We start from the raw sequence: 21,685 nt of genomic DNA on the forward strand, positions 1-21,685 counted from the left end.
ATTTGCTCAACAATTCAACAAAAAATATCTCACTCAAAACACGGAAAATTTAAAGCTATGAATTGCAAACAATTAAATACAATCCCGTTGGAAGAAGTCCTCCTTTCTCTCGGACACCTTCCAACGAAACAAAATGAAAAAGAAGCTTGGTATCTCAACCCCTTTGCCAACGAATCCCAAGCCTCTTTTAAATTGAATAAAAGTTTAAATTATTGGTATCTATTTTCAGAAGGGATCGGCGGAACTAACGTAGATCTTTTGAAAAAATACCTGAACAAGACTGCAAGTGAAATTTTAATTTGGGCAGAGGATCAGAATTTTTCTTCTTTTCAAAAGCAAAGAATTCCTGATTATAAATTACAAGACCTCAATAAAAATTATGAGATACTTGATATCAAAAACATTCAGCATCCTGCTTTATTGGAATACTTGAAAGAAAGAAATGTTGAAAATAAAACTCAATTTTTAAAAGAAGTTCATTACCAAATGAATGATAAAAATTATTTTGGAATCGGTTTCAAGAACGATTCTGGCAGTTATGAAATCCGCAATAAATATTCAAAAATTTGTTTAGGCAAAAAGGATATTTCAACAATAAAAAACGGTTCTGATTCACTCCGGATTTTTGAGGGCTTTTTTGATTTTCTTTCCTTTAAAAATGTAGAGAAATTTTTAGAAAAAGAACCTTCTGATTATATCATTTTGAATTCCGTTTCGATGATTTCTAAGATTAAAAATTCAATCGAAAATTATGAAAATATTGAGCTTTATTTTGACAATGACGAAGCTGGAAATCGTGCGGTTGAAATGATTAAAAATGAAAACAAAAACGCAGAAGATTGTAGGATTTTATATTCAGATTTTAAAGACTTAAATGATTGGATGATTCACAGAAATCCATCACCTCAAAGACATGTTAGACAAATGCGAAGGTGAGTAAAATAAATACAGGTAAAATATGGTGGTATGCTAGTGCAAAAAGTACCCAAAGTTTACAATAAGCGTATCCGCTGATTGCAAAATTGGGATTTTTGATTTCTTCCTATCGTCAAAAATGTTTTGAACACACTAAAATTAATGAAATGAAAAATGAATTTTTACAAGACTTTATAAAGCAAGCCACCAAAGAAAATGAATCCAAAATTGCTCAGGAAAAAAGAAAAAAACATTTTCAAGAATTGGGTAGAAAAGGTGGATTAAAAACCAAAGAAAATAAAAAGCTCAATAAGGTTATTTCGATCAGAATGACTAATTCTGAATATGAAATTCTAATTCAAAAACAAGAAAAATATCCGCTAAAACTATCCACTTATATACGGAATGTTTTGTTCGAAAAAGAACTCAAGATTAATGAATTTCAAACCGATGAAGTCTTACTTCAATATGGATCTCATTTCAAAAAAATAACCAATCTTTTACGAAATCGGGAATGGAATGTTTTTGAAAATAAGAAAGAAATTTTAGTAAGAATTGAAAATCTGATCGAAATGATTCATCAATATTTATATTCTAAAACTCAGAAAAATGAATAATTCTGCAACCACAAGAGCAATATCAAAAATTGCCTTGGAATACAATGGAAACGACAAGGGAACAGCGGAGATGGTGGATTCGAATTATCTATTGAGTGACACAGCAGAAGGTCAGTTTCACGAAATGAAAACCGTAGCTGAAAGAAATACCAAAGTGAAGAAATGGGCTTTAACAGGCTACATTTCTCAACCAGATGAAATTGGTCGAAAATTGACGGATAAAGAATTTGCAGAAATTTCCACAAAAGCTTTAGAAAAAATTGGAGTGACTACAAACAATCAATTTCGATTGGATATCCACAACAGCACCAAACAAAAACATATTCATTTTATCGTGAACAGGATTGATATTTCGGGAAAATGTACGGTAAAATCACACGACATCGGGAGAAGATTCGGGGAAGCTGTTCGAGAAGTCTGTAAGGAGAAAGGATTGTTAACCGATGTCGAAATTGGAATTCAAAAAAAAGCGGAGATGCTTAAAAGCTTGACCGAAGCCATTAGGTCAGAAGATAATTTTGATAATCTCATCTCAGAAATGAAGAAAAAAGGTTTTGAAGTTCAATTATCTTCAAATGTCAAAGATGGAATTTCGGGAATGCGCATTATGATGGAAAAGGACAAAAATCATCAGACGGAAAGAATTTATAAACCAGGTTATAAACTGTCTGAAATCTCAAATCAATTGAAAATTTCCGAAATAAAATCTGTTTTTGAAATGAAAAAAGCGGTCAGGGAAGCACAAAAAGTCGCTAACAATCTAAAGGAATTTCGGGAAAATATGCAAGGAAAAGGATTCTCTGTAAAGATTAAATATAAAGGAGAATTTATAGCCGGTCAAAAAAATGAAATCCAAGACTTTTGGATAAAAAAAATTGGGAGTAGTCAAGAGAAAAACGGATTCTTTTTTCTGAAAAATGTCGGGATCTCTCTTTCTGCAATAGATTCTGATCTTGGTGATGCGGTAAAATCATTGAATCAAAATAGTGTTATAAATGATACAAGTAATCATCTGAAATCAGGAAAAAATGAAAGCTTAATAGAAATTGCAGGTGGATTATTGGGTGACTTCCTTAATCCAACCTATGTTTCACAGGACGAAGATGAACTCTGGAAAAAGAAGCGAAAATTAAGACGATAATCAAAAATTTTAAAAGAATTAATATGAAAAATGAAAATCAAGAATCCAAAAGTAGCGGAATGGAAATTTTGGAAAACGTAATAAAATCAAATGAGAATAACATTGCCTCAAATTTGGAGAATAGGGAGTCTAATGCCGAATTGAAATCCAATATTGAAGATTTTTTATTAGCAATTGGCCAACTGCAATTAGACTTTGAAGTCGTAAAAGAAATTCACAGTGAGACATTGGGATTTTATGAGTTAGAGCGAATCAAAAGAGCTGAATTTCTTTCCAGTATTCCTACCCAGATAGAGGCAGTGCTAGCTAAAGAAACTAGCGAAGGTTTACAAAATTTTGGAAAGGATGTAAAATGGAAGAAGAAATTTATTTGGAGCGGAATAGGAGTTTTTGTCTTTGCGGTTTTAGTATTTGGTGCGTCCATCGCTTTCGCAACCAGATGGTATAAAGAAAGTATCAAAGCCAAAAGTGAATTACGCCAAGATATTTTAAATGAAATTGCTGGTGAAGGAAAAAGAATTTACAATGAAAATGAGATAACGATGATACAAGAAAATACAAAAGTAATACAGTCCTGGATTAAGAACAATCCAAAAAAAGCGGAAGATTTTTTGAGGTTTAGAGATGGATATGAAGCGAGTATGAAATCAAAATAAATTAATAAAACGTGGATAACGAATCCAAATAAATCTCAAGAAATATAGTTTTAATAATGCTCATTCTTTCAAAAAACAAAATTATGAGCCGATTAGAAACATTAATCGGCTCATATATTTTAGTATATTTGAGCCAAATAAATTATTTAATCAGCTCATGGAATATATTTGGCAATCAGAAGATTTCCCGACATTCGTATTTAATAAGTCAGAAATCGTTCCGCTGATTCAACAGTTTGCACACGATTTGGGCGAAATATCTGGAATTGTGATGGGCTTTTCTGAAGAAAATAAACAAGATTTATTTGCTGAAATTATGCTTTCTGAAGCACTAAAAACATCAGAAATTGAAGGCGAATATTTTAGTCGAGAAGATGTGATGTCCTCACTGAAAGCCAATTTAGGTATCAAAGATTACCATCAAAACAACCGGAACAAAAAAGCAAATGCTATTGCACATTTGATGATAGAAGTCCAAAACAGCTATCACAAGCCAATTTCTGAAAAAATACTTTTGGACTGGCATCATATCTTGATGGAAAATGAAAAAAGAATAAATGCCGGACAATTTCGAACAGGAATAGAACCTATGCAAGTGGTCTCTGGTAAATTTGGTGATTTCGTCATCCATTATGAAGCGCCACCTTCTGAGGACTTGCCACTGATGATACCGAAGTTTTTGAAATGGTATAATGACTTTGAAATGAACGACATTGGGAAAATCGGAGAAGGTGTCGTGCTTTCGGCATTAGCGCATCTATATTTTGAGACGCTGCATCCTTTTGAAGATGGAAATGGGAGAATCGGACGTGCTTTAGCGGAAAAAGCTTTGTCCGAGAAACTTGAAACCCCTGTTTTTATTAGCATTTCAAAATCTATTGAAAAGGATAAAAACCGTTACTACGAAGAATTAAAGCTGGCACAGCGAAATCTTGAGGTAAACAGCTGGATGCTTTATTTTTGCTCAATATTGCAGGATGCTTTACTCGATTCTAAAAATCAAGCACTTTTTACTTTGAAGAAAACTTTGTTTTTCGATCAATTTAAAAGTCAACTTAATGAAAGAGAATTGAAGGCTATTCAGAAAATGACAGAAATGGGAGAAAATTCTTTTGTTGGTGGAATGAATGCGAAAAAGTATATGTCTATCAACAAAATTTCTAAAGCCACTGCAACCAGAGATTTACAACATCTTTCCGAAATTGGAGTTTTTCTAAAATCGGGTGGTGGCCGTTCCATTTCTTATCAATTGAATTTGTAAATAATCAAGTGCTATTTTCGGATGTTCGTTATTTCAATCAAAATAAATTTTTTTGTATGAAATAGCAATCATTCGTATTATTAAACTACAGATAAACCTTCCGAAGATCAAACAACTGTTACAGCAAATGGGAAAAAATTACAAGCTCGCAAGAAGGTGAATAAGACTCGCAGACTTACTGGTTTTTGAAAGAGCAGACATTGGATGTTCCACATTTCAGTGCTAAAGTTTTGGTGAAAAAAGAGACCCACGCCGTTGTATACACCAGAAAATGTAATTAGTTCCGGTATTTAGTGAGTGTTCAAGACCTCACCCTACGGGTTTACAAGCACCCTCATTTTTTTAGCTATCCGATGATCAATTCGATACCGGCTTTTTCTGCTTTGTATTTTATTTTGGTTTGCAGTTCATAGTAGCTCGCTCCAGTTGCGAAGTACAAATTCCTGTTCTTTTGCAATGCCTATTTTGTCTTCCTGATCTTTTAGAATCAGTGTGCCCGCCTGTTGCTGGATGCAGAAATCAATGAGCTTCCTGCTGTAGAGATGAAGATGATGACTGACAAAACGGTTTTCCAGATTTTCTGTTTTTTGCAGTGCCTTCAATTTCCGTTTGGTTCCATTTCCAGAACGGGAGTAAGCGACTCCGGCTCGAATCCTTTTGTTACTGGCTTGAATCGCCTACCTGCGGTATAGAAATTCCTCTTTCGAACCAATATTCATTCGAACATTGTTGGCTTTTACCACGATAGGATGTTCAAGAGACAGCGAAGCTTCGGCAATGATTTCGGGTTTTAAACCGTGGTCTTCCTTTTCAAATTCGAAGACGGCCAGCCAAAAGATTTTACCGTCTTTCAGTTGTACCTGTGAGTTGCACAACTTGATCTCTTCTCTTAAGAGGCGTTCCAGAACCGAATGTTTATCAGAAAAATCTCTCCCTAAATAGGTTCTGACCGGGATTGCAAACATATTGAAGCTGAACGCTTTCTTTTCCGTATAATACTTCATTTTGCTAATGCATTTGACCGGAAGTGGAATGGGAATGTCTTTTTTATAGTTCATTAAGGATTTTGATCCCTGCCAATAGTCGGCTTTGTTTTTGGAAAAGGTGGACTGAATCGTATTGTTCAAGCATCCCAGAATGTCCGTCGGGATTTCTCCCTTGAAACGGTCAAAGACAAGGCGTGCCGTAGTATTCGTTTTTGAACGATCGAAAATTCCCATTTCATCTTTTTTTTCATCAGCTAACTTATATTGGATTTCTTCGGTGAGGTAAAAGAAATCCTTGATCATTTCCTGCACATAAAGATGGGAAACAATAAGATTAGCCGCACGGAAACAGCGGTTCTGATACCTGTAAAGCTTTTCCCACATATGGCTTTTATCTTCAGACAGAACATCAATCACCAGCTGAATTTTTCGGGTCAGGGTTATCGTAGACTTTTCCATATCAAATGGGTATTTGAGAATTGTTTTGATTTTGCAGATGCTGATAGGCGTACAGAAATTCGCGATGAACTTCCTTTTCAGGCAGCTTGAGTTCTTTTGCAATTACCGCAAAAGAGGATTTCTGCTCAAATCTTCTTTTGATAATCTCGAGTTGCTGACAGCTGAGTTTTTCTGACTGCTCTTCTTTATCGACAGCTTTTTCCTGTGGCAGTTCAAAAGTAGTTACCTTAAGAATTTTCCGAAGATCATCTATGGCTTTGCTGATTTCAGTGCTGATGCCTGTCACGCTGCTTCCCATTGCTTCTGCGATGGGTTTGTACTGAAAGCCATATTCAAGGCAGAGTTCTATCAGGTGTTTTCTTTTGGGATTCAGTACGGGTAAAACCTTTGTGATTTCATCGAATTTTTTTTGATCGGATTCCTGGCTATGCAAATACTCTTTATCTTTCAAGGGGTCGTAACCTACAAGATAATCTTGATAATTCTCAAAACTGTCAAGAGAAGCCATTAAGCGGCTGAATTTATTCCGAGGAGCAGAAACATACGCGATACAATCCCTTTTCATAACAAAACGTAAAAATCCGGTAATATGATCAGGCGATTCAATGGTGTCACGGTGTAGCCACAATTTAAGGAAGGTATCCTGAACAATTGTGTCCACTACAAAATCATCCTTCAGCACCTGCAATCCGAGCCAGAAAAGAAGTCTTTTATGGCGCAGGTGAATATGTTCCAGAGCGGTTGGATTGCCTTTTTTCAGCAGTTCGTACAACTGAAAATCTGTCAACTTTCGAGGCAAAGAGTTTGTTCTTTTCATAAGCAGTGTATTTCGCAAAACTATTGCGGGAAGGAATTGCTTATTTCTACTAAGAAGAATTCTACTTATATCTTGACCCTCATTTCTTTTAGTTTAGTATAAAAGAAAAAGCGTGGAACTCAACTTACCGACTAGTGGTACTGGCATACCAAGCAACGATAAGTGAGCCCACGCCGAAGTCGTGGGCACATTTACTTATCAACTCGTCGCTTTTTGAAAAGTGCCAGTTTTCTAGTCGAGAATCTAAGCAATAGCTTTTATATTTTTTGAACTATCGCAAAGTTACACTCTTGTAACTTGTATTACAAATATATGAAAAATATTAACAATTCGGATTTGAGTCCGAATTATTTTATAGAATATCACTTTTATTTGTTTCTATGAAAGTTACAAATAGAAAGATTGTTGAATTTATAAGGGATACGTGGATTATTCCCCTTAATAATAATAGTCAGTTTGCAACCGAAAATAATCTTGACGAAAAGACTGTTAGAAGAATTAGAGAAGATGGCACTTATCAAATTAGTTTAATTACTATAATGAGAATTTGTGAGGCTAAGAATATAAAGTTATCTAAATTCTTTGAGTTGGTTGGACTCTAAAAGAAAAAGGGGAAGTATATCTTTGAATTTCCACTATTCAAGAATTAGCCAAAGGTTTAGATGTGCATCCACAGGAACTATTTGATTTTATATTAAAGTAAGAAAATTACCCTATAAAAATTTTTTGAACTCATAAATGAATAAAATACCGACGAGAGTTGGTATTTTTTATTTTGTAAAAATGAGGAAGGTTTATGAAATAGAAATTTTACCTTCAATTTTCGATTTTAAATTTCAGAATTGAATCTGAAATTATTGAATTCATTGTTGGAATAAAGTAGTAAAGGATATTATTTTCAAAAATACTGACAACTCTCTTTTCTATATTATATAATTTATAAAGCGTGGAACTAATTTCATTACATATCGGTGCCGATAGATACCTTTCCCACAACAAGAATACGAACTTTTGATAATGGGGACTTTAGTTTATCTTCCAAAATTAATTAAAATAGATTTGAAAATATAATTTTTTAATTAACTAAATATCAGATAATTAGATAAAAAAAGTAATTTGATATTTTTTTTTGAAAAAAACTACAAAATAAAAAGTTTGTAATTGTCATTTATTTTGTCCATCTTTGCAATATGAAATTTGAAAAAATCTACAATGAAATTAATTCCTTATATCAAACTTGATCTTCTTTGTCAGCTAAATTTTGGACAGCACATTAAGTCTGGTCAAGATAAAGATGTTAAGTTTTTACAAGTTAAGAATTTTACTGATGATGGAGTGTTTTTAAACAATGTCGAAAACTTTGTCTCCTCTTCTGAAATTAAAAATTCAAGTTTACTAAAACAGAATGATATTCTCTTTGTAGGTAAGGGATTGAAGTTTTTCGCTTATCTATTTCAAGAAAGCACAGGAAAAGCTATTGCTTCCTCTGTTTTTTATGTCATAAAAGTGAATGAAGAAATGGTACTTCCTGAATATATAGTTTGTATTTTAAATCAACCTAAAAGCATATCCTATTTTTTAGGAGCAAGTGCTGGAAGTTCTATTCCTTCTATAAGAAAAAAAGAACTTTTAGATTTTGAAATCCCATTATTAACCATTGAGGAACAAGAAGACGTCGTCAATATGTACAAATTGCATTTGCAACAACAAGCTGTCCTTGCTTCGCTTAAAGAAAAGAAACAGAAGTTATTTAACCAAACAATTAATCAATTAACAGAAAAGAAATAATATGTCAGATAAAATTACACAAACAGAAATCAACAGAATAGTTTGGAATGCCTGCGATTCATTACGCCCTGTAATGGGAAGCGGCTCTTATAAAGATTATATTTTAACCTTACTTTTCGTAAAATACCTTTCAGACGTTTGGAAAGAAAAGGCAAATGTCCTGCGTGACAAATATCCGGACAATGAGGAAATGGTGAAACGCCAACTGAAAAGAGAGCGTTTTGTCTTACCTGAAGAAAGTAGCTTCGATTATTTGTATGATAAAAGAAACGAAAGCAATGTCGGAGAACTTATAGATATCGCTTTAACCAAGTTAGAAGACGAAAATCGTTCTAAATTAGCAATGGTATTTCGAAGCATTTCTTTTAACTCGGAGACGGCTTTTGGACCCACAAAACAAAGAAATACCATTCTTAAAAATTTGTTGATAGATTTGAATGCAATGGATCTTCAGCCTTCTCATTTAGCAAATAATGATGTAATCGGTGACAGTTACGAGTATCTCATCTCAAATTTCGCAGGGGAAGCAGGCAAAAAAGCTGGAGAATTTTATACACCATCAGAAGTAAGTACTTTACTCGCTAAGTTAGTAGATCCACAATCTGGCGATAGAATCTGTGATCCTGCTTGTGGCTCCGGCTCTTTATTGATAAAGGTTGCAAAAGAAGTAAATTCAAAAAACTATGCTCTCTACGGACAAGAGAATAATGGCAGTACTTGGGCATTAGCACGTATGAATATGTTTTTGCACGAGGAAGATAATGCAACTATTGAATGGGGAGACACCCTGAACAATCCTCAATTGAAAGAAGCAGACTCTTTGATGAAGTTTGATGTTGTGGTAGCTAATCCTCCTTTTTCTCTGGATAAATGGGGAGCTGAGGAAGCGGCGGCCGATACTTTCAACCGTTATCACCGAGGAGTTCCTCCAAAATCAAAAGGTGATTACGCTTTTATTTCTCATATGATTGAGACAACCTTTGAAGACAAAGGCAAAGTAGGTGTTATTGTTCCACACGGTGTTTTATTCCGAGGAAGTAGTGAGGGTAAGATTCGTCAGCAACTCATTGATGAAAATTTATTAGAAGCTGTAATCGGGTTGCCTGCCAATCTTTTTTATGGTACAGGAATTCCCGCAGCAATACTTTTGTTTAACAGAGCGAAAGGCGACAATAAAGATGTTTTATTTATCGACGCAAGTGCTCTCTATGATTCCGGGAAGAATCAAAACCGTATGGGCAAAGTACACATTGAAACACTTGTTAATGAATTTAAAAAATTCAGATCGTTGCCGTCAGTACAAACAGAAATTGGTGAGATTTTAACTGAGAAATTTTCTTATCGCGCTACCATTAAAGATATACAAACCAATGAATACAATCTGAACATCCCCCGATACATTGATACTTTTGAAGAAGAAGCTGAACTGGACATTAAAATCTTGCACGAAGAAATTACAGTTCTTAAAGCTGAATTAGCTGAAACGGAATTGAAGATGGATTCGTATTTGAAATCTTTAAATTTGATCTAAATGATTGAAACCATATCAAAATACAAAGAAACAACCATTGGAAAAATTCCCGAGGATTGGAAAGTAACGAAATTAAGAAATATTATTAAGCTTGGGAATGGAAGAGACTATAAACATTTACAAGTTGGTGAAATTCCGGTTTATGGAACAGGTGGCATTATGACATATGTAAATGACTACTTATTTGATGGAAAAACAGTTGGTATTGGAAGAAAAGGGAGTATTGATAAACCAGTTCTTCTTAATGGTAAATTCTGGACAGTAGATACCCTTTTTTACATTAAAGAATTTTTTGATGTAGATGTAGATTATGTTTTTAATTTATTTCAATCTATAAATTGGATGAAATATAATGAAGCGACTGGATTACCAAGCTTATCACAAAATAACATTTTAAACATTGAAATAGGACTACCTAAATTAGATGAACAAAAAAAAATTGCTGAAGTTCTTTCTACTTGGGATAAAGCCATACAAGAAACCACCAGTATTATTAAAAAATTAGAAAAAAGAAATAAGGCACTGGCGTTTTCATTGTTACACGGAAAACTTTCAACTGGAAAAGTTAAGCAACTTTCTTTGAGTAAATTCCTGATACATACTCCAAGAGAAATATATAAACCAGCCACAAACTATCTCTCTTTAGGAATAAGAAGTCATGGAAAAGGAATTTTTCATAAACCAGATTCAGATCCCAAAGTTATTGCAATGGAAAAATTGTATGAAGTGAAGGAAAATGATTTCATTGTAAACATAACTTTTGCTTGGGAGCACGCAGTTGCAATTATTAGTAAAAAAGACGAAGGAGGTTTGGTTTCACACCGTTTTCCAACTTATGTTATCAATAACGAGATTATTTCAACAGAATATTTTCGGCACTATATTCTGCAACCCTTTTTTAAATATATGTTAGATAATATTTCTCCAGGAGGAGCAGGTCGGAATAGGGTTCTTAGCAAAAAAGACTTACTGAAATTAATAATAGAAGTTCCTACATTAGAAGAGCAAAATAAAATTGCTGAAATTCTGAATACGGCCAATGAAGAGTTAAAGAAATACACGCAAAAGCTTGATAACCTACAAGATCAGAAAAAAGGATTGATGCAGCAGTTGCTGACTGGGAAAGTCCGAACAATTTAGAAATAATAAAATTTTAAAAACTAAACATGAAAACAATTGGAATTCAAATCAAATCAAATGAAGTCGTTATGGTAGTGCTTTCAAAAGATGCGCAAGATAACATTTGCGAAACAAAAGAAAGTGCAAAATTCAAATTGGATGATCCTTTCGAACAAATTCAGGTAAAGCAGTTTAGGGATCAGGTTAACTCTTTTTTTGATTCTGTAAAAGCCGATAGAATTGGCATAGTAGCTAGAAACCCAAATGGCAAAGGTATGCGTGCTCCCTCTCCAACATCTTTTAAATTGGAAGGATTAATGCAGCTTTATGATAAAATTAATATTGAAATCATTTGGAAAAAGACTACCGATGCATTTTTTAAAAAAAATGACAAAAGTTTATCTGCTGAAAAAATATATCAAAAAGAGGCATTTGATTTAGCATATTATTTAATGATTAAAGAATAATTTATGACATCTATCGAATTAAATGACGAAAATGCTTCTGCAACAGTGCAAAAGTTTGTAAGGAATACTAATGATATTGACGTCTTTGAATTTATTCAAAGAGGTAACAATGGAGATGTTTATTTCGGTAAAAGAATAAAGATGGGCGATGAAGTAGTTTTAAAATTTTACTGGTCACATCCTAATTATGACGCAACAGAAGAAGCAGTAATTTTAAATAGAATTGATCAGGAAAACATTTTAAAAATATATGATCTAAAATTTTTAGCACCAAGCATTGCATATTTTCTAACACCTAAAATTTCTGGAGGTGATTTGCAGGGCATTATAGAGAATCGAAAATTATCAAGTATGGAAGCTTTAGAAATCGTTTCAGGTATTCTTAAGGGATTAACTGAGTTGCACTCCAAACACCATCTTGTTCATCGTGATTTGAAACCCGGAAATATATTATATGATCTAGATAAAAAAACACCTATAATAGCGGATTTAGGAGCGGTTAAAAAGGTCGATAATCCCAATACTGCTGTTACAGCATCAAAATCAACGGCTTTTTATCTGCCACCTGAAGCTGTTATGGGCAATGAATATTTTTTCCAATCAGATATATATCAGGTCGGCTTAATCTTATTTCAACTTTTAGGAGGACATTTTCCTATTGAGAATCCTTTAGAATGGTTTAATAGTAAAGAAAAGAAACAATACAATGAGATTAGAAATTCTAGTGAAAAATTACAAAAGTTTGATGAAATAGTTAATAACAAGATTATAAAGGGAAAGTTAGTCGATCTTAATTCTCTTCCAGATTATTTAGATCCAGCTTTTAAAAGAGTCATTAACAAGGCGACAAATTTTCATTATGAAAAAAGATATAATAGTCCCGCATTGTTCTTAAAGGATGTCCATAATCTTTTGAGAAATCATCCTGACTGTTTAGAAGAAGAAGGTAATATTTTGATAAAGCACAATTGTGGTAGAGAATTTAAAATTTACGAAAATAGTAAAGGTGGAATTGTTTTAGAGAAGCGCCTTGGCAAAAGACCTTGGAGAAAAGATAATTCTCATAACGGGACAAAGAAATCTGCTTTATTGATAGCAAAATCTATTTAAATTTTTCACTAATAATAACTTATTACAACAAAACAATTACAAGAAACTTTAGATAGCCTTCGCAATCTTAATTGAGAAAATGAAATTATAGAATTCAAAGAAGCAAAAAAACAATTATGATTTTACAAGCTCGGAAAGCGAGAACGATTAGACGAATTTAAATAAAATTAGAACACAAATATGAATACATCTTTAACCTTTCAAGAATTTCTTACAAATATTAAAATTAAAGAAGCTACAGCCAATACCATTTCGTATAGATATGGAAGAATTACTAAATCACTAAACGAGTATTTTCGAGAAACATCATCCACTACTGCAAACAGCTTGCAGGTTGGATCTTACGGAAGATACAGTGGCATTAAAGGGATATCAGATTTGGATATGCTATATATCATTCCTAGCTCAAAATGGGATGGTTATAATAAAAGTGGGCAGTTAAAATTATTGCAGGACACAAAAAAAGCAATTGAAAGCACTTATGCAGCTTCGGACATAAAAGTTGACAGATGCGTAGTTACGGTAAAATTTTCAGATGGGACTCATATCGATGTTCAACCGGTTTTTGAAATTGAAGATCAAGATTATAGATATCCTGACACGTATGGCGATGGATCTTGGAAAACAACAAAACCAAGAAAAGAAATGGATGCAATGGTAGAAGCAGAACCCAATAAGAATAAAAACCTAAGGAGATTATGCAAAATGGCAAGATCTTGGAAAAACAAACACGGTGTTTGTATGGGAGGTTTGCTCATTGACACCTTGGCTTACAATTTTTTGAATTCAACAAACTATTTCGATAGTAAAAGTTATTTTTACTTTGATGAAATGAGCAGAGATTTTTTCAAATATCTCTACGATCAACCAAAAGACCAAAAAGAATATGGTGCATTAGGAAGTAAACAACGTGTAAGAGTTAAAAAATCCTTTAGACGAAAATCGAAAAAGGCATATGACTTAGCCTGCGATGCTATCGAAGCTACATCGGAACAAACCCAGCATAATAAATGGCGAGATATATATGGAAATGATTTTCCTAAATATCAAAATGAAGATAATGAAGCAAAAGCAATTAATTTAAATTATCAAAATACAGAGGAATTTATAGAAAATTTATATCCTGTTGTAATACAATATAGTCTTGAGATTGACTGTGAGGTTAAACAGAATGGCTATAGAGATGGTTTGTTAAGAGAGTTTTTGGCAAAACGTTTTAATCTACTACCTGGTAAATCGCTAACATTTTTTATTTCCGAAATTAATATTCCATATCCATATACTGTAAAATGGAAAGTGACAAATAGAGGAAATGAAGCAATAAAGAAGAATTGCATAAGAGGACAAATAATTGATGATGGAGGTTACCAACAGAGAATTGAAAGTTCAAGTTTTAAAGGTGGACATTTTGTTGAGTGCTATATTATTAAAGACAATGTTGTAGTTGCAAAAGATTCAATTGATGTTCCAATATCTGGCTAAATAATAAAAAAAATATCATGATCGAAGAAAAAAAAATACTGGAGTCTCAAATACGAGAAATTTATGGAAGAGTGGTCTACACTCATAAGACACATGAGAAGTGCGCCGATGTTTTAAAAGAACGAAGTGATTGTTTAAAGATCGCAGAAATTGTACTTTCAGCATTAACTACGACAACAATATTAGTTTTAATTTTTGGCGAAGGAAAAATATTTCAATTTGTTGCAGCATTGTTTTCTACTCTACTGCTTTGCTTAACCTTGTATTCAAAAGATTACAATTTATTAGCTTTGGCAGAAAAGCATAAACAAGCAGCATTAAACATTCTTGAAATAAGAGAAAAACTATTGTCCTTATTGGTCGATATCAAAATAGGGAATATCGACATAGTTACTCTTCAGGAAACGAGAAATGAATTAAATGGACAATTAGTAAACACATATAGAGGCGCTCCGAAGACAATAAATAAAGCATATAAAATTGCGTCAAAAGCCTTACAAGAAAATGAAGAATTTACTTTCACAGATGGAGAAATTGATAAATTTTTACCTGAAAGCTTAAGAAGAACTTAGATGAAAAAGACTACTTTCCTAAATTGTGATGTATCTCAAGCTATAGAGAAGCAGCTTAACATCAAATTTGAAAACTATGAGTTTAGTCTCGATGGTTGGGGAGATGTAGACAATTACGCAATTATCAATGAAAACTCTTATGTTTTCCTTGAGTGCGAACTAGGCCAAAAACATCCTAACACAAATGTGCTTAAACTATATCCTTATCTTGAAGAAAATCAAGAAATTAGCATAACATTAATTCATTTCTTTTTTAGCAATAGTAAACCCCCAAAGAACAGACTGAAATTATGTGATTTTATTGCTGAAAAAATGAAACGTGAATTCGGAGATAGATTTAATTATAAAAAAATAATTCAGAAATAAACACAATGAGTCATGACACCAAAACAATTACAGGAAACTCTAGATAGTCTTCGCAATCTCACTTCAGAAAATGAAATTGTAGAATTCAAAGAAGCGAAAAATAATTATGATTTTACAAAGCTGGGGAAATACTTCTCCGCTCTAAGTAACGAAGCAAACTTATGTGGTCAGCCTCACGGCTGGCTGGTTTTTGGCGTTGAGGATAAAAGACACAATATTGTAGGCACTACCTATCGCTCTAATAGAAGTGATTTAGATAAACTGAAAGGAGAGATTGCCAATAAAACCACCAACAGGATTTCTTTTATAAACATACATGAAGTTAATACCTCAGAAGGCAGAGTTCTTATGTTTCAGATTCCTGCTGCACCCACAGGTTTCCCCATTGCATTTGATGGACATTATTATGCGCGTGACGGAGAAGAGCTAGTACCTCTCAATCTGGAAAAAATAGAAAGAATTAGAGCACAGGCTACCAATGAAGACTGGAGCGCTGCCATCGTACCTGATGCTACAATAGAAGATTTGGACGAAGACGCAATTGCTTTGGCACGGAAAAATTTTAAAAGTAAGTTCCCCGACAAAGCCGAGGATGTAGACAACTGGGATGATATTACTTTTTTAAATAAAATAAAAGTAACAAGTAAGTGCAAAATAACTAGGACAGCATTGATTCTCTTGGGAAAGGACGAATCTGAACATCTTCTAAATCCCGCAGATGTAAAAATACGATGGCAATTAGTTGATGAGAAAAATGACGACATTGATTACGATATATTTGGTTTACCTTTGATACTTTCGGTAGAAAAAGTATACGCAAAGATCCGGAATATCAAATACCGCTATATGCAAGAAGGAACTATTTTTCCTGCTGAAGTTTCACAATATGAGCCCTTTTCCATCCGTGAAGCCATTAACAACTGTATTGCACACCAAGATTACACAAAAAACGCTAGAATAAATGTCATAGAAATGCCGGATAAATTGGTTTTTACAAACCATGGATCTTTTATTCCTGGTAATGTAGAAAAGGTTGTTATCGATGATGCTCCAGAAGAGTTTTATCGTAATCGGTTTTTAGCAACAGCGATGTTCAATTTGAAAATGGTTGACACTGCTGGTGGTGGCATAAAAAGAATCTTCAATTTTCAAAGGGCAAGATTTTTTCCTCTTCCTGATTACGATCTATCTGAAGAAAAAGTAAAGGTCTCTTTATCTGGTAAAATATTAGATATGGAATATGCACGACTTTTAGCTCAGAATAAAGATTTGACGTTGGAAGAAATAATGATGCTAGATAAGGTTCAAAAGAAATATGCTCTTAACAATAATGAAGAAAAGCATCTTAAAGATAAAAAACTAATAGAGGGACGGAGACCTAATTTTTTCATTGGTTTGAAAGTAGCGCAAAAAACTGGTCAAAAGGCCGATTACACAAAGAATAAAGGCTTTGATAAGCAGTACTATTTAGATTTAATAGTAAAAGCTGTTACAGAGCATGAAGAAGTTAGCCGAAAAGATGTAGATGAATTATTGTGGAGTAAACTCTCTGATTGGATGAGCGAGAAACAAAAGAAGACTAAAGTAAATCATCTTTTGACAGAATTACGAAAAGATAATTTGATACGGAATAATGGAACTTTTGGCAAACCAAAATGGATATTAAGATAGCAAAATCCATTAGAGATTCTATCTTTATTTTTATCAAAGATCTTATTAGAACTTTTATTAGAACTTTTTGTTAGAACTTCTGTTAGAACTTTTGTTAGAACTTCTGTTAGAACTTCTGTTAGAACTTTTGTTAGAACTTTTGTTAGAGATATTACGATAAAATTTAATAAATAAAATAATTTTCAGCAAACTATTTCTATATACATTAAGCTAATTAAAATTGTAATTCTAGACAGCAAATCAATAACTTACTGTAAATGAATTCATTCGGCCATAATATAAAAATTAAAGTGTTAATAATATATGATACCATCATACATAGAAGACCACATAAGCCAGATTCCAGCAATCCAATTACTTATAAATCTGGGCTACAATTATTTGTCGCCAGATGAAGCTCTAGAGCTTCGTGATGGACGTAAAAACAATGTAATTTTAACTTCTGTTTTAAAAGAGCAATTACAAAAAATAAATAAAATTGATTACAAAGGAGGTATCCACGACTTTTCAGACGGAAATATTGCCTTAGCTATCAACGAAATTAAAGAATTACCTATTCATTTAGGTTTCATCAATGCGAATCAGCATTTCTATGATTTAATTACTTTAGGGAAAAGTTTTGAACAAAATATTGCAGGTGATCGCAAAAGCTTTTCATTCAAATATATTGACTGGGACACTCCATCAAATAATATTTTTCACGTTTCAGAAGAATTTTCTGTCCTTCGAACAAACCGTTCCGACACCTACCGTCCAGATTTGATTTTGTTTATTAATGGAATTCCATTGGTGATAATAGAATGTAAATCAAATGCGATAAAATCACCAGTTGAAGAAGGCGTTTCTCAACATTTACGAAACCAACAGGAAGATGGTATTCGTGACTTGTATACTTATTCTAATTTAGTATTAAGTTTAGCAGTAAATGAGGCCAAATATGCGACAACAGCGACTCCAAAAGAGTTCTGGAGTGTCTGGACGGAAAAATTTAGCACCCAAAAAGAAGAAGAAAACTATACAAAAGTTTTATTTGACTTAAAGCAAAAAGAGTTACCTCATAATAACAGTACGGAAATATTCAAAACTCGTTACTATAGCACTATTAAGCACTTTAAAGAACTAAATAAATTAGAAAAAGAAGTTACTTCACAAGACAGGTTATTATATAACCTATGCAGACCTGAAAGACTATTAAAGTTGATGTTTCGGTTTATTTTATTTGATGATGGAATTAAGAAAATTTGCCGTTATCAACAGTATTTTGCGATTACAAAAACTATGAAGCGGATTGAAAAAATCGGCTCAGACGGAAAACGAAAAGGTGGTGTTATCTGGCATACACAAGGTAGCGGCAAGTCGTTAACAATGGTTATGCTAGCAGAAATGATAGCTCTAAGCAAAAAAATCAAAAATCAAAAAATCATATTGGTAACTGACCGTATTGATTTAAATTCTCAAATCACAGAAACATTTCAAAAATGCAATATTCCTGTTGAAGAAGCCGGCACGGGCAAACATTTGATTGAGCTTATAAAAAGCCCATCAGATGCTGTTATTACTACAATAATCAACAAATTCAAAGCAGCAATCAACCAGGAGCCGGAAGGATTTAACTCACCTGAAATTTTTGTTTTGATTGACGAAGGACATAGAAGTCAGTACAAAACATTCAATGTTAAAATGCAAAAGACGTTTCCTAATGGATGTTTTATAGCTTTTACCGGAACACCTCTAATGAAGTCAGAGAAAAATACGGCGGATAAGTTCGGAGGCATCATTGACGAATATACAATAAAAGATGCTGTTGATGACAAAGCGGTTGTTCCGTTATTATATGAAGGCAGGCATAATTCAATTACCGTAAATGAAAAACCTTTAGATAATTTCTTTGATAAAGTTTCAGAACCACTGACCAAGTATGGAAAGGCGGGATTGAAAAGAAAATACAGTTCCAAAAATGCAATAAATAAAGCAGATCAGGTTATTTACGATAGGGCTTGGGATATCAGTGAGCATTTTGCAGATTTTGTTCAAGGAACAAAATTTAAAGCACAATTAGTAACACCTAATAAAACAAGCGCAATTCTTTATAGAAAATATTTGAATGAAATTGGAAAAGTAAAAGCAGAAGTTATTATTTCCGGTTCAGATACAAGAGAAAATCATATTGATGCTTTTGAAGAAAATGAAAACTTGGTTCAGTCTTTTCACAAATCAATGATGGACAAGTATGGAACACAAGAAAAGTACGAAAAATCAATCATCAATGCATTTAAAAAACAAGAATACCCAGAGATTATTATTGTGGTAGACAAGCTTCTAACAGGGTTTGACGCACCAAACAATAGAGTTTTGTATTTGACAAGAAGCCTTAAAGAACATACATTATTACAAGCAATTGCAAGAGTAAACCGTGTAGCTGAAGGAAAAGACTATGGATTAATCATAGATTATTATGGCAACCTTGAAAATTTAGATAGAGCAATTGAAACTTATACCAGCAGAGATGGCCTAGATGAAAAAGATGTCAAAGGTTCTGTAACTAATGTTGAAGATATAATATTACAGCTACCTCAAATGCACAGTGAGGTTTGGGATATATTTAAATCTATAAAAAACAAATATGATGCTGAGTCTTATGCAAAGCTTTTAGGTGACGAGGAAGTAAGGCATATCTATTATGAAAAATTATCTGGCTTTTTAAGGCTTTTTAATTTAGCCATGTCGACAGTTCTGTTCAATGATGTGAAAAATGACGAAGTAATTGAGAAATACAGAAAGGATAGTAAATTCTTTATTAAACTAAGGATTGATGTGAAAAGAAGATATTTTGACGATATAGACTTCAAAGAATATGAACCACAAGTTCAGAAACTGATAGACAAGCATATTACTACTGACGGTGAAATTCTAAAAATAACTCAGCCTATTGATATTTTCAACAAACAAGAAAGGGATGATGAAGTTGAAAAATTAATTGGTAAGGCTGCAAAAGCTGATCATATAGCATCAAGAACCTCCAAGGGGATTAATATTAAAATGGATGAAGATCCTATTTTCTATAAAAAACTTTCAGAGTTAATTATACAAACCATTCAAGATTATAAACAGAGCAGAATCGATGAAACTGAATACCTAAATCGTATTAAAGATATTGAAGAAAGATTTCAAAGTGGCAAACAAGATAACGTTCCGAAAATTATTGAGGGTAACTCTATTGCTATTGCCTTCTATAATTTCATCAACGATAAGCTTGTTAACTTTTTAATTGAAAAAGAAAAAAATGCTGAAATTGCTCTGGCTATCAAAAACATTATTGATACAATGATTATGGATGGAAACAAAGCAATTGTAGACTGGAAGTCTAACACAGACTTAGAAATGCAGATTTTGAATGAGTTAGACGATTATTTTTATAGTATTTCTTTAGAATTAGATAAATCAATCCCTTTCGAATTATTAGATCCATTCATCGAAGAGGTTATTAAAATAGCTAAGAAGCAAATACATTAATGAAAGAAATTGATTTTAAGTACGGAAGTAGATTGATCAAGGCGGATTTACAATATTCGGATAGAAAATCTATTGGATTACGTGTTTTTCCGGAAGGAAATATTTTAATTACGGCACCCACAGAGACTTCAGTTGAGAAGATTATAGAAAAAGTAAAACCAAAATCTAAATGGATTATTGATCAGCAAAGGGCTTTTGAATTATACAAGCCATTCACAACAGAAAGGAACTATATAGCAGGAGAAACTCATCGATACCTAGGAAGACAATACAAATTAGTCATCAATAAGATAGAGAAAGGAAAAACAACAGTTTCACTAGCAAAAGGTCTTATGACAATTACCACCTCTAAAGATAATATTGAAAGGATTATTTTAGATTTTTACAAGGATCGAGCAGGAGCAATTTTTGAGGAAATATTAGAAAATTTAAAACAAAAGTTCCCGCAGTTTGATGCTTTTGAAACAATATTATCTCATAAATATCTAAAAAAAAGATGGGGAAGCTGTTCAATCAATGGCTCAATTTTATTAAACACCGAATTGATAAAAGCAAGCAAGGCCTGCATTGAATATGTAGTTTTACACGAGCTTTGTCATTTAATCCATCCCAATCATTCAAAAGAGTTTTATCAATTACTGGAACATCTATTTCCTAATTGGGAAAAAGTAAAAAACAAGTTAGAACAGAGTTTAGCTTAATTATTAGTGAATATTAAGTATAAAAATTGGAGTTTATCAATGTTTTAAATAGAAATATGTAAAATAATAGATGATATAAAGGTTAATGTTCAGTATGTATTTCCAAAAAGAATACTGGTAAATCAGTCCCTTATTTGTACCATTAAATCATAATTAATTCATTATCAGTATTGGTTATTTTTGAAGAAGAAAATAATAAAAGTCACAGACTTTAAAAATAGAATCCCCGGGCGAAAACTTGGGGATTTTTTTGTGACTAAAATTTTGAATTAATTTGTGATTAGGTGATAAAGTACCATTTTGTAAACTTTTTTTATTATAATTATTCCTAAATTAAGACTGTTTATTATGATTTTTCTATGACGAATGTAAATTATATATTGAGTATTTGTATAGAAATGAGATAAAAAATTAATTATTTAATATTGCTGTTTTGTTAATAAATTGTTAACAGGTAACTACAGGATAGCAGAAATTTGTGATAAGTATACTTTTATAAAAATCAAAATATGA

The 21,685-nt window shown here is 32.7% G+C and carries 19 protein-coding genes; 16 read left to right on the forward strand and 3 right to left on the reverse strand.

The window, feature by feature from the left end:
* Nucleotides 1-57: 57 nt before the first annotated feature.
* The 5 genes from ASG22_RS12445 (at nucleotide 58) to ASG22_RS12465 (ending at nucleotide 4,590) form a co-directional block, all read left to right on the forward strand.
* Entirely contained in the window at nucleotides 58-936 is an 879-nt protein-coding gene (locus ASG22_RS12445) for a toprim domain-containing protein (RefSeq protein WP_055984910.1), read from the forward strand.
* A 146-nt stretch (nucleotides 937-1,082) separates the two neighbouring features.
* Entirely contained in the window at nucleotides 1,083-1,532 is a 450-nt protein-coding gene (locus ASG22_RS12450; protein ID WP_055984913.1) for a plasmid mobilization protein, read from the forward strand.
* Nucleotides 1,525-2,673, forward strand: a complete 1,149-nt coding sequence (locus tag ASG22_RS12455) for a relaxase/mobilization nuclease domain-containing protein (protein WP_082505007.1) — start codon at nucleotides 1,525-1,527, stop codon at nucleotides 2,671-2,673. Before ASG22_RS12450 ends, ASG22_RS12455 begins: the two co-directional genes overlap by 8 nt.
* A gap of 23 nt (nucleotides 2,674-2,696) precedes the next feature.
* Nucleotides 2,697-3,329 carry a hypothetical protein gene (locus ASG22_RS12460; protein WP_055984916.1) on the forward strand — a complete coding sequence of 211 codons (633 nt, stop codon included), beginning with the start codon at nucleotides 2,697-2,699 and terminating at the stop codon, nucleotides 3,327-3,329.
* 157 nt (nucleotides 3,330-3,486) lie between these two features.
* Nucleotides 3,487-4,590 carry a Fic family protein gene (locus ASG22_RS12465; RefSeq protein ID WP_055984919.1) on the forward strand — a complete coding sequence of 368 codons (1,104 nt, stop codon included), beginning with the start codon at nucleotides 3,487-3,489 and terminating at the stop codon, nucleotides 4,588-4,590.
* A gap of 407 nt (nucleotides 4,591-4,997) precedes the next feature.
* Here ASG22_RS12465 and ASG22_RS21570 read toward each other — a convergent pair whose 3' ends face one another.
* The 3 genes from ASG22_RS21570 to ASG22_RS12475 all read right to left on the reverse strand — a co-directional run bounded on the left by ASG22_RS21570 (nucleotide 4,998) and on the right by ASG22_RS12475 (nucleotide 6,852).
* Nucleotides 4,998-5,192 carry a hypothetical protein gene (locus ASG22_RS21570; protein WP_317038856.1) on the reverse strand — a complete coding sequence of 65 codons (195 nt, stop codon included), beginning with the start codon at nucleotides 5,190-5,192 and terminating at the stop codon, nucleotides 4,998-5,000.
* A 75-nt stretch (nucleotides 5,193-5,267) separates the two neighbouring features.
* A complete protein-coding gene (locus ASG22_RS12470) occupies nucleotides 5,268-6,035 on the reverse strand; it encodes a hypothetical protein (protein WP_317038857.1) in 768 nt (255 codons plus the stop codon).
* A gap of 1 nt (nucleotide 6,036) precedes the next feature.
* Nucleotides 6,037-6,852 carry an RNA polymerase sigma factor gene (locus ASG22_RS12475; RefSeq protein ID WP_055984922.1) on the reverse strand — a complete coding sequence of 272 codons (816 nt, stop codon included), beginning with the start codon at nucleotides 6,850-6,852 and terminating at the stop codon, nucleotides 6,037-6,039.
* A 1,212-nt stretch (nucleotides 6,853-8,064) separates the two neighbouring features.
* Between ASG22_RS12475 and ASG22_RS12485 the strand changes: the two genes are divergently transcribed.
* The 11 genes from ASG22_RS12485 to ASG22_RS12535 all read left to right on the forward strand — a co-directional run bounded on the left by ASG22_RS12485 (nucleotide 8,065) and on the right by ASG22_RS12535 (nucleotide 21,172).
* Entirely contained in the window at nucleotides 8,065-8,640 is a 576-nt protein-coding gene (locus ASG22_RS12485) for a restriction endonuclease subunit S (protein WP_055984929.1), read from the forward strand.
* A gap of 1 nt (nucleotide 8,641) precedes the next feature.
* The gene (locus ASG22_RS12490; RefSeq protein ID WP_055984933.1) at nucleotides 8,642-10,171 is read left to right on the forward strand and encodes a type I restriction-modification system subunit M; all 1,530 of its coding nucleotides are present in this window, start codon (nucleotides 8,642-8,644) and stop codon (nucleotides 10,169-10,171) included.
* Nucleotides 10,172-11,311, forward strand: a complete 1,140-nt coding sequence (locus ASG22_RS12495) for a restriction endonuclease subunit S (protein ID WP_055984937.1) — start codon at nucleotides 10,172-10,174, stop codon at nucleotides 11,309-11,311.
* Between the two features lie 26 nt (nucleotides 11,312-11,337).
* Nucleotides 11,338-11,757: a DUF3010 family protein gene (locus ASG22_RS12500; protein WP_055984940.1), complete on the forward strand. Its 420-nt coding sequence runs from the start codon at nucleotides 11,338-11,340 to the stop codon at nucleotides 11,755-11,757.
* Nucleotides 11,758-11,760: 3 nt separating this feature from the next.
* On the forward strand, nucleotides 11,761-12,867 hold the full coding sequence (locus tag ASG22_RS12505; protein ID WP_055984942.1) for a serine/threonine protein kinase: 1,107 nt from the start codon (nucleotides 11,761-11,763) through the stop codon (nucleotides 12,865-12,867).
* A 180-nt stretch (nucleotides 12,868-13,047) separates the two neighbouring features.
* Nucleotides 13,048-14,349 (forward strand): nucleotide-binding domain-containing protein, encoded by a 1,302-nt coding sequence (locus ASG22_RS12510; RefSeq protein WP_055984945.1) that lies wholly within the window; start codon nucleotides 13,048-13,050, stop codon nucleotides 14,347-14,349.
* A gap of 17 nt (nucleotides 14,350-14,366) precedes the next feature.
* On the forward strand, nucleotides 14,367-14,921 hold the full coding sequence (locus tag ASG22_RS12515) for an SLATT domain-containing protein (protein ID WP_055984947.1): 555 nt from the start codon (nucleotides 14,367-14,369) through the stop codon (nucleotides 14,919-14,921).
* Nucleotides 14,922-15,287 carry a hypothetical protein gene (locus ASG22_RS12520; RefSeq protein ID WP_055984953.1) on the forward strand — a complete coding sequence of 122 codons (366 nt, stop codon included), beginning with the start codon at nucleotides 14,922-14,924 and terminating at the stop codon, nucleotides 15,285-15,287. It abuts the gene before it with no gap.
* Between the two features lie 12 nt (nucleotides 15,288-15,299).
* Entirely contained in the window at nucleotides 15,300-16,958 is a 1,659-nt protein-coding gene (locus ASG22_RS12525) for an RNA-binding domain-containing protein (RefSeq protein WP_055984954.1), read from the forward strand.
* A 303-nt stretch (nucleotides 16,959-17,261) separates the two neighbouring features.
* The gene (locus ASG22_RS12530) at nucleotides 17,262-20,471 is read left to right on the forward strand and encodes a type I restriction endonuclease subunit R (RefSeq protein ID WP_055984957.1); all 3,210 of its coding nucleotides are present in this window, start codon (nucleotides 17,262-17,264) and stop codon (nucleotides 20,469-20,471) included.
* Nucleotides 20,471-21,172: a M48 family metallopeptidase gene (locus ASG22_RS12535; protein WP_055984959.1), complete on the forward strand. Its 702-nt coding sequence runs from the start codon at nucleotides 20,471-20,473 to the stop codon at nucleotides 21,170-21,172. Before ASG22_RS12530 ends, ASG22_RS12535 begins: the two co-directional genes overlap by 1 nt.
* The last annotated feature ends 513 nt before the right edge of the window (nucleotides 21,173-21,685 follow it).

The sequence above is a fragment of the Chryseobacterium sp. Leaf405 genome, from assembly GCF_001425355.1.
Classification (GTDB): domain Bacteria; phylum Bacteroidota; class Bacteroidia; order Flavobacteriales; family Weeksellaceae; genus Chryseobacterium.

What these genes read in the sequence shown, in the direction of transcription:
- ASG22_RS12455 (WP_082505007.1), top strand. Translation starts at nt 1,525, where the DNA reads ATGAATAATTCTGCAACCACAAGAGCAATATCAAAAATTGCCTTGGAA.
- ASG22_RS12450 (WP_055984913.1), top strand. Translation starts at nt 1,083, where the DNA reads ATGAAAAATGAATTTTTACAAGACTTTATAAAGCAAGCCACCAAAGAA.
- ASG22_RS12485 (WP_055984929.1), top strand. Translation starts at nt 8,065, where the DNA reads ATGAAATTAATTCCTTATATCAAACTTGATCTTCTTTGTCAGCTAAAT.
- ASG22_RS12500 (WP_055984940.1), top strand. Translation starts at nt 11,338, where the DNA reads ATGAAAACAATTGGAATTCAAATCAAATCAAATGAAGTCGTTATGGTA.
- ASG22_RS12515 (WP_055984947.1), top strand. Translation starts at nt 14,367, where the DNA reads ATGATCGAAGAAAAAAAAATACTGGAGTCTCAAATACGAGAAATTTAT.
- ASG22_RS12495 (WP_055984937.1), top strand. Translation starts at nt 10,172, where the DNA reads ATGATTGAAACCATATCAAAATACAAAGAAACAACCATTGGAAAAATT.
- ASG22_RS12470 (WP_317038857.1), bottom strand. Translation starts at nt 6,035, where the DNA reads ATGGAAAAGTCTACGATAACCCTGACCCGAAAAATTCAGCTGGTGATT.
- ASG22_RS12475 (WP_055984922.1), bottom strand. Translation starts at nt 6,852, where the DNA reads ATGAAAAGAACAAACTCTTTGCCTCGAAAGTTGACAGATTTTCAGTTG.
- ASG22_RS12520 (WP_055984953.1), top strand. Translation starts at nt 14,922, where the DNA reads ATGAAAAAGACTACTTTCCTAAATTGTGATGTATCTCAAGCTATAGAG.
- ASG22_RS12535 (WP_055984959.1), top strand. Translation starts at nt 20,471, where the DNA reads ATGAAAGAAATTGATTTTAAGTACGGAAGTAGATTGATCAAGGCGGAT.
- ASG22_RS12530 (WP_055984957.1), top strand. Translation starts at nt 17,262, where the DNA reads ATGATACCATCATACATAGAAGACCACATAAGCCAGATTCCAGCAATC.
- ASG22_RS12505 (WP_055984942.1), top strand. Translation starts at nt 11,761, where the DNA reads ATGACATCTATCGAATTAAATGACGAAAATGCTTCTGCAACAGTGCAA.
- ASG22_RS12445 (WP_055984910.1), top strand. Translation starts at nt 58, where the DNA reads ATGAATTGCAAACAATTAAATACAATCCCGTTGGAAGAAGTCCTCCTT.
- ASG22_RS12465 (WP_055984919.1), top strand. Translation starts at nt 3,487, where the DNA reads ATGGAATATATTTGGCAATCAGAAGATTTCCCGACATTCGTATTTAAT.
- ASG22_RS12490 (WP_055984933.1), top strand. Translation starts at nt 8,642, where the DNA reads ATGTCAGATAAAATTACACAAACAGAAATCAACAGAATAGTTTGGAAT.
- ASG22_RS12460 (WP_055984916.1), top strand. Translation starts at nt 2,697, where the DNA reads ATGAAAAATGAAAATCAAGAATCCAAAAGTAGCGGAATGGAAATTTTG.
- ASG22_RS12510 (WP_055984945.1), top strand. Translation starts at nt 13,048, where the DNA reads ATGAATACATCTTTAACCTTTCAAGAATTTCTTACAAATATTAAAATT.
- ASG22_RS12525 (WP_055984954.1), top strand. Translation starts at nt 15,300, where the DNA reads ATGACACCAAAACAATTACAGGAAACTCTAGATAGTCTTCGCAATCTC.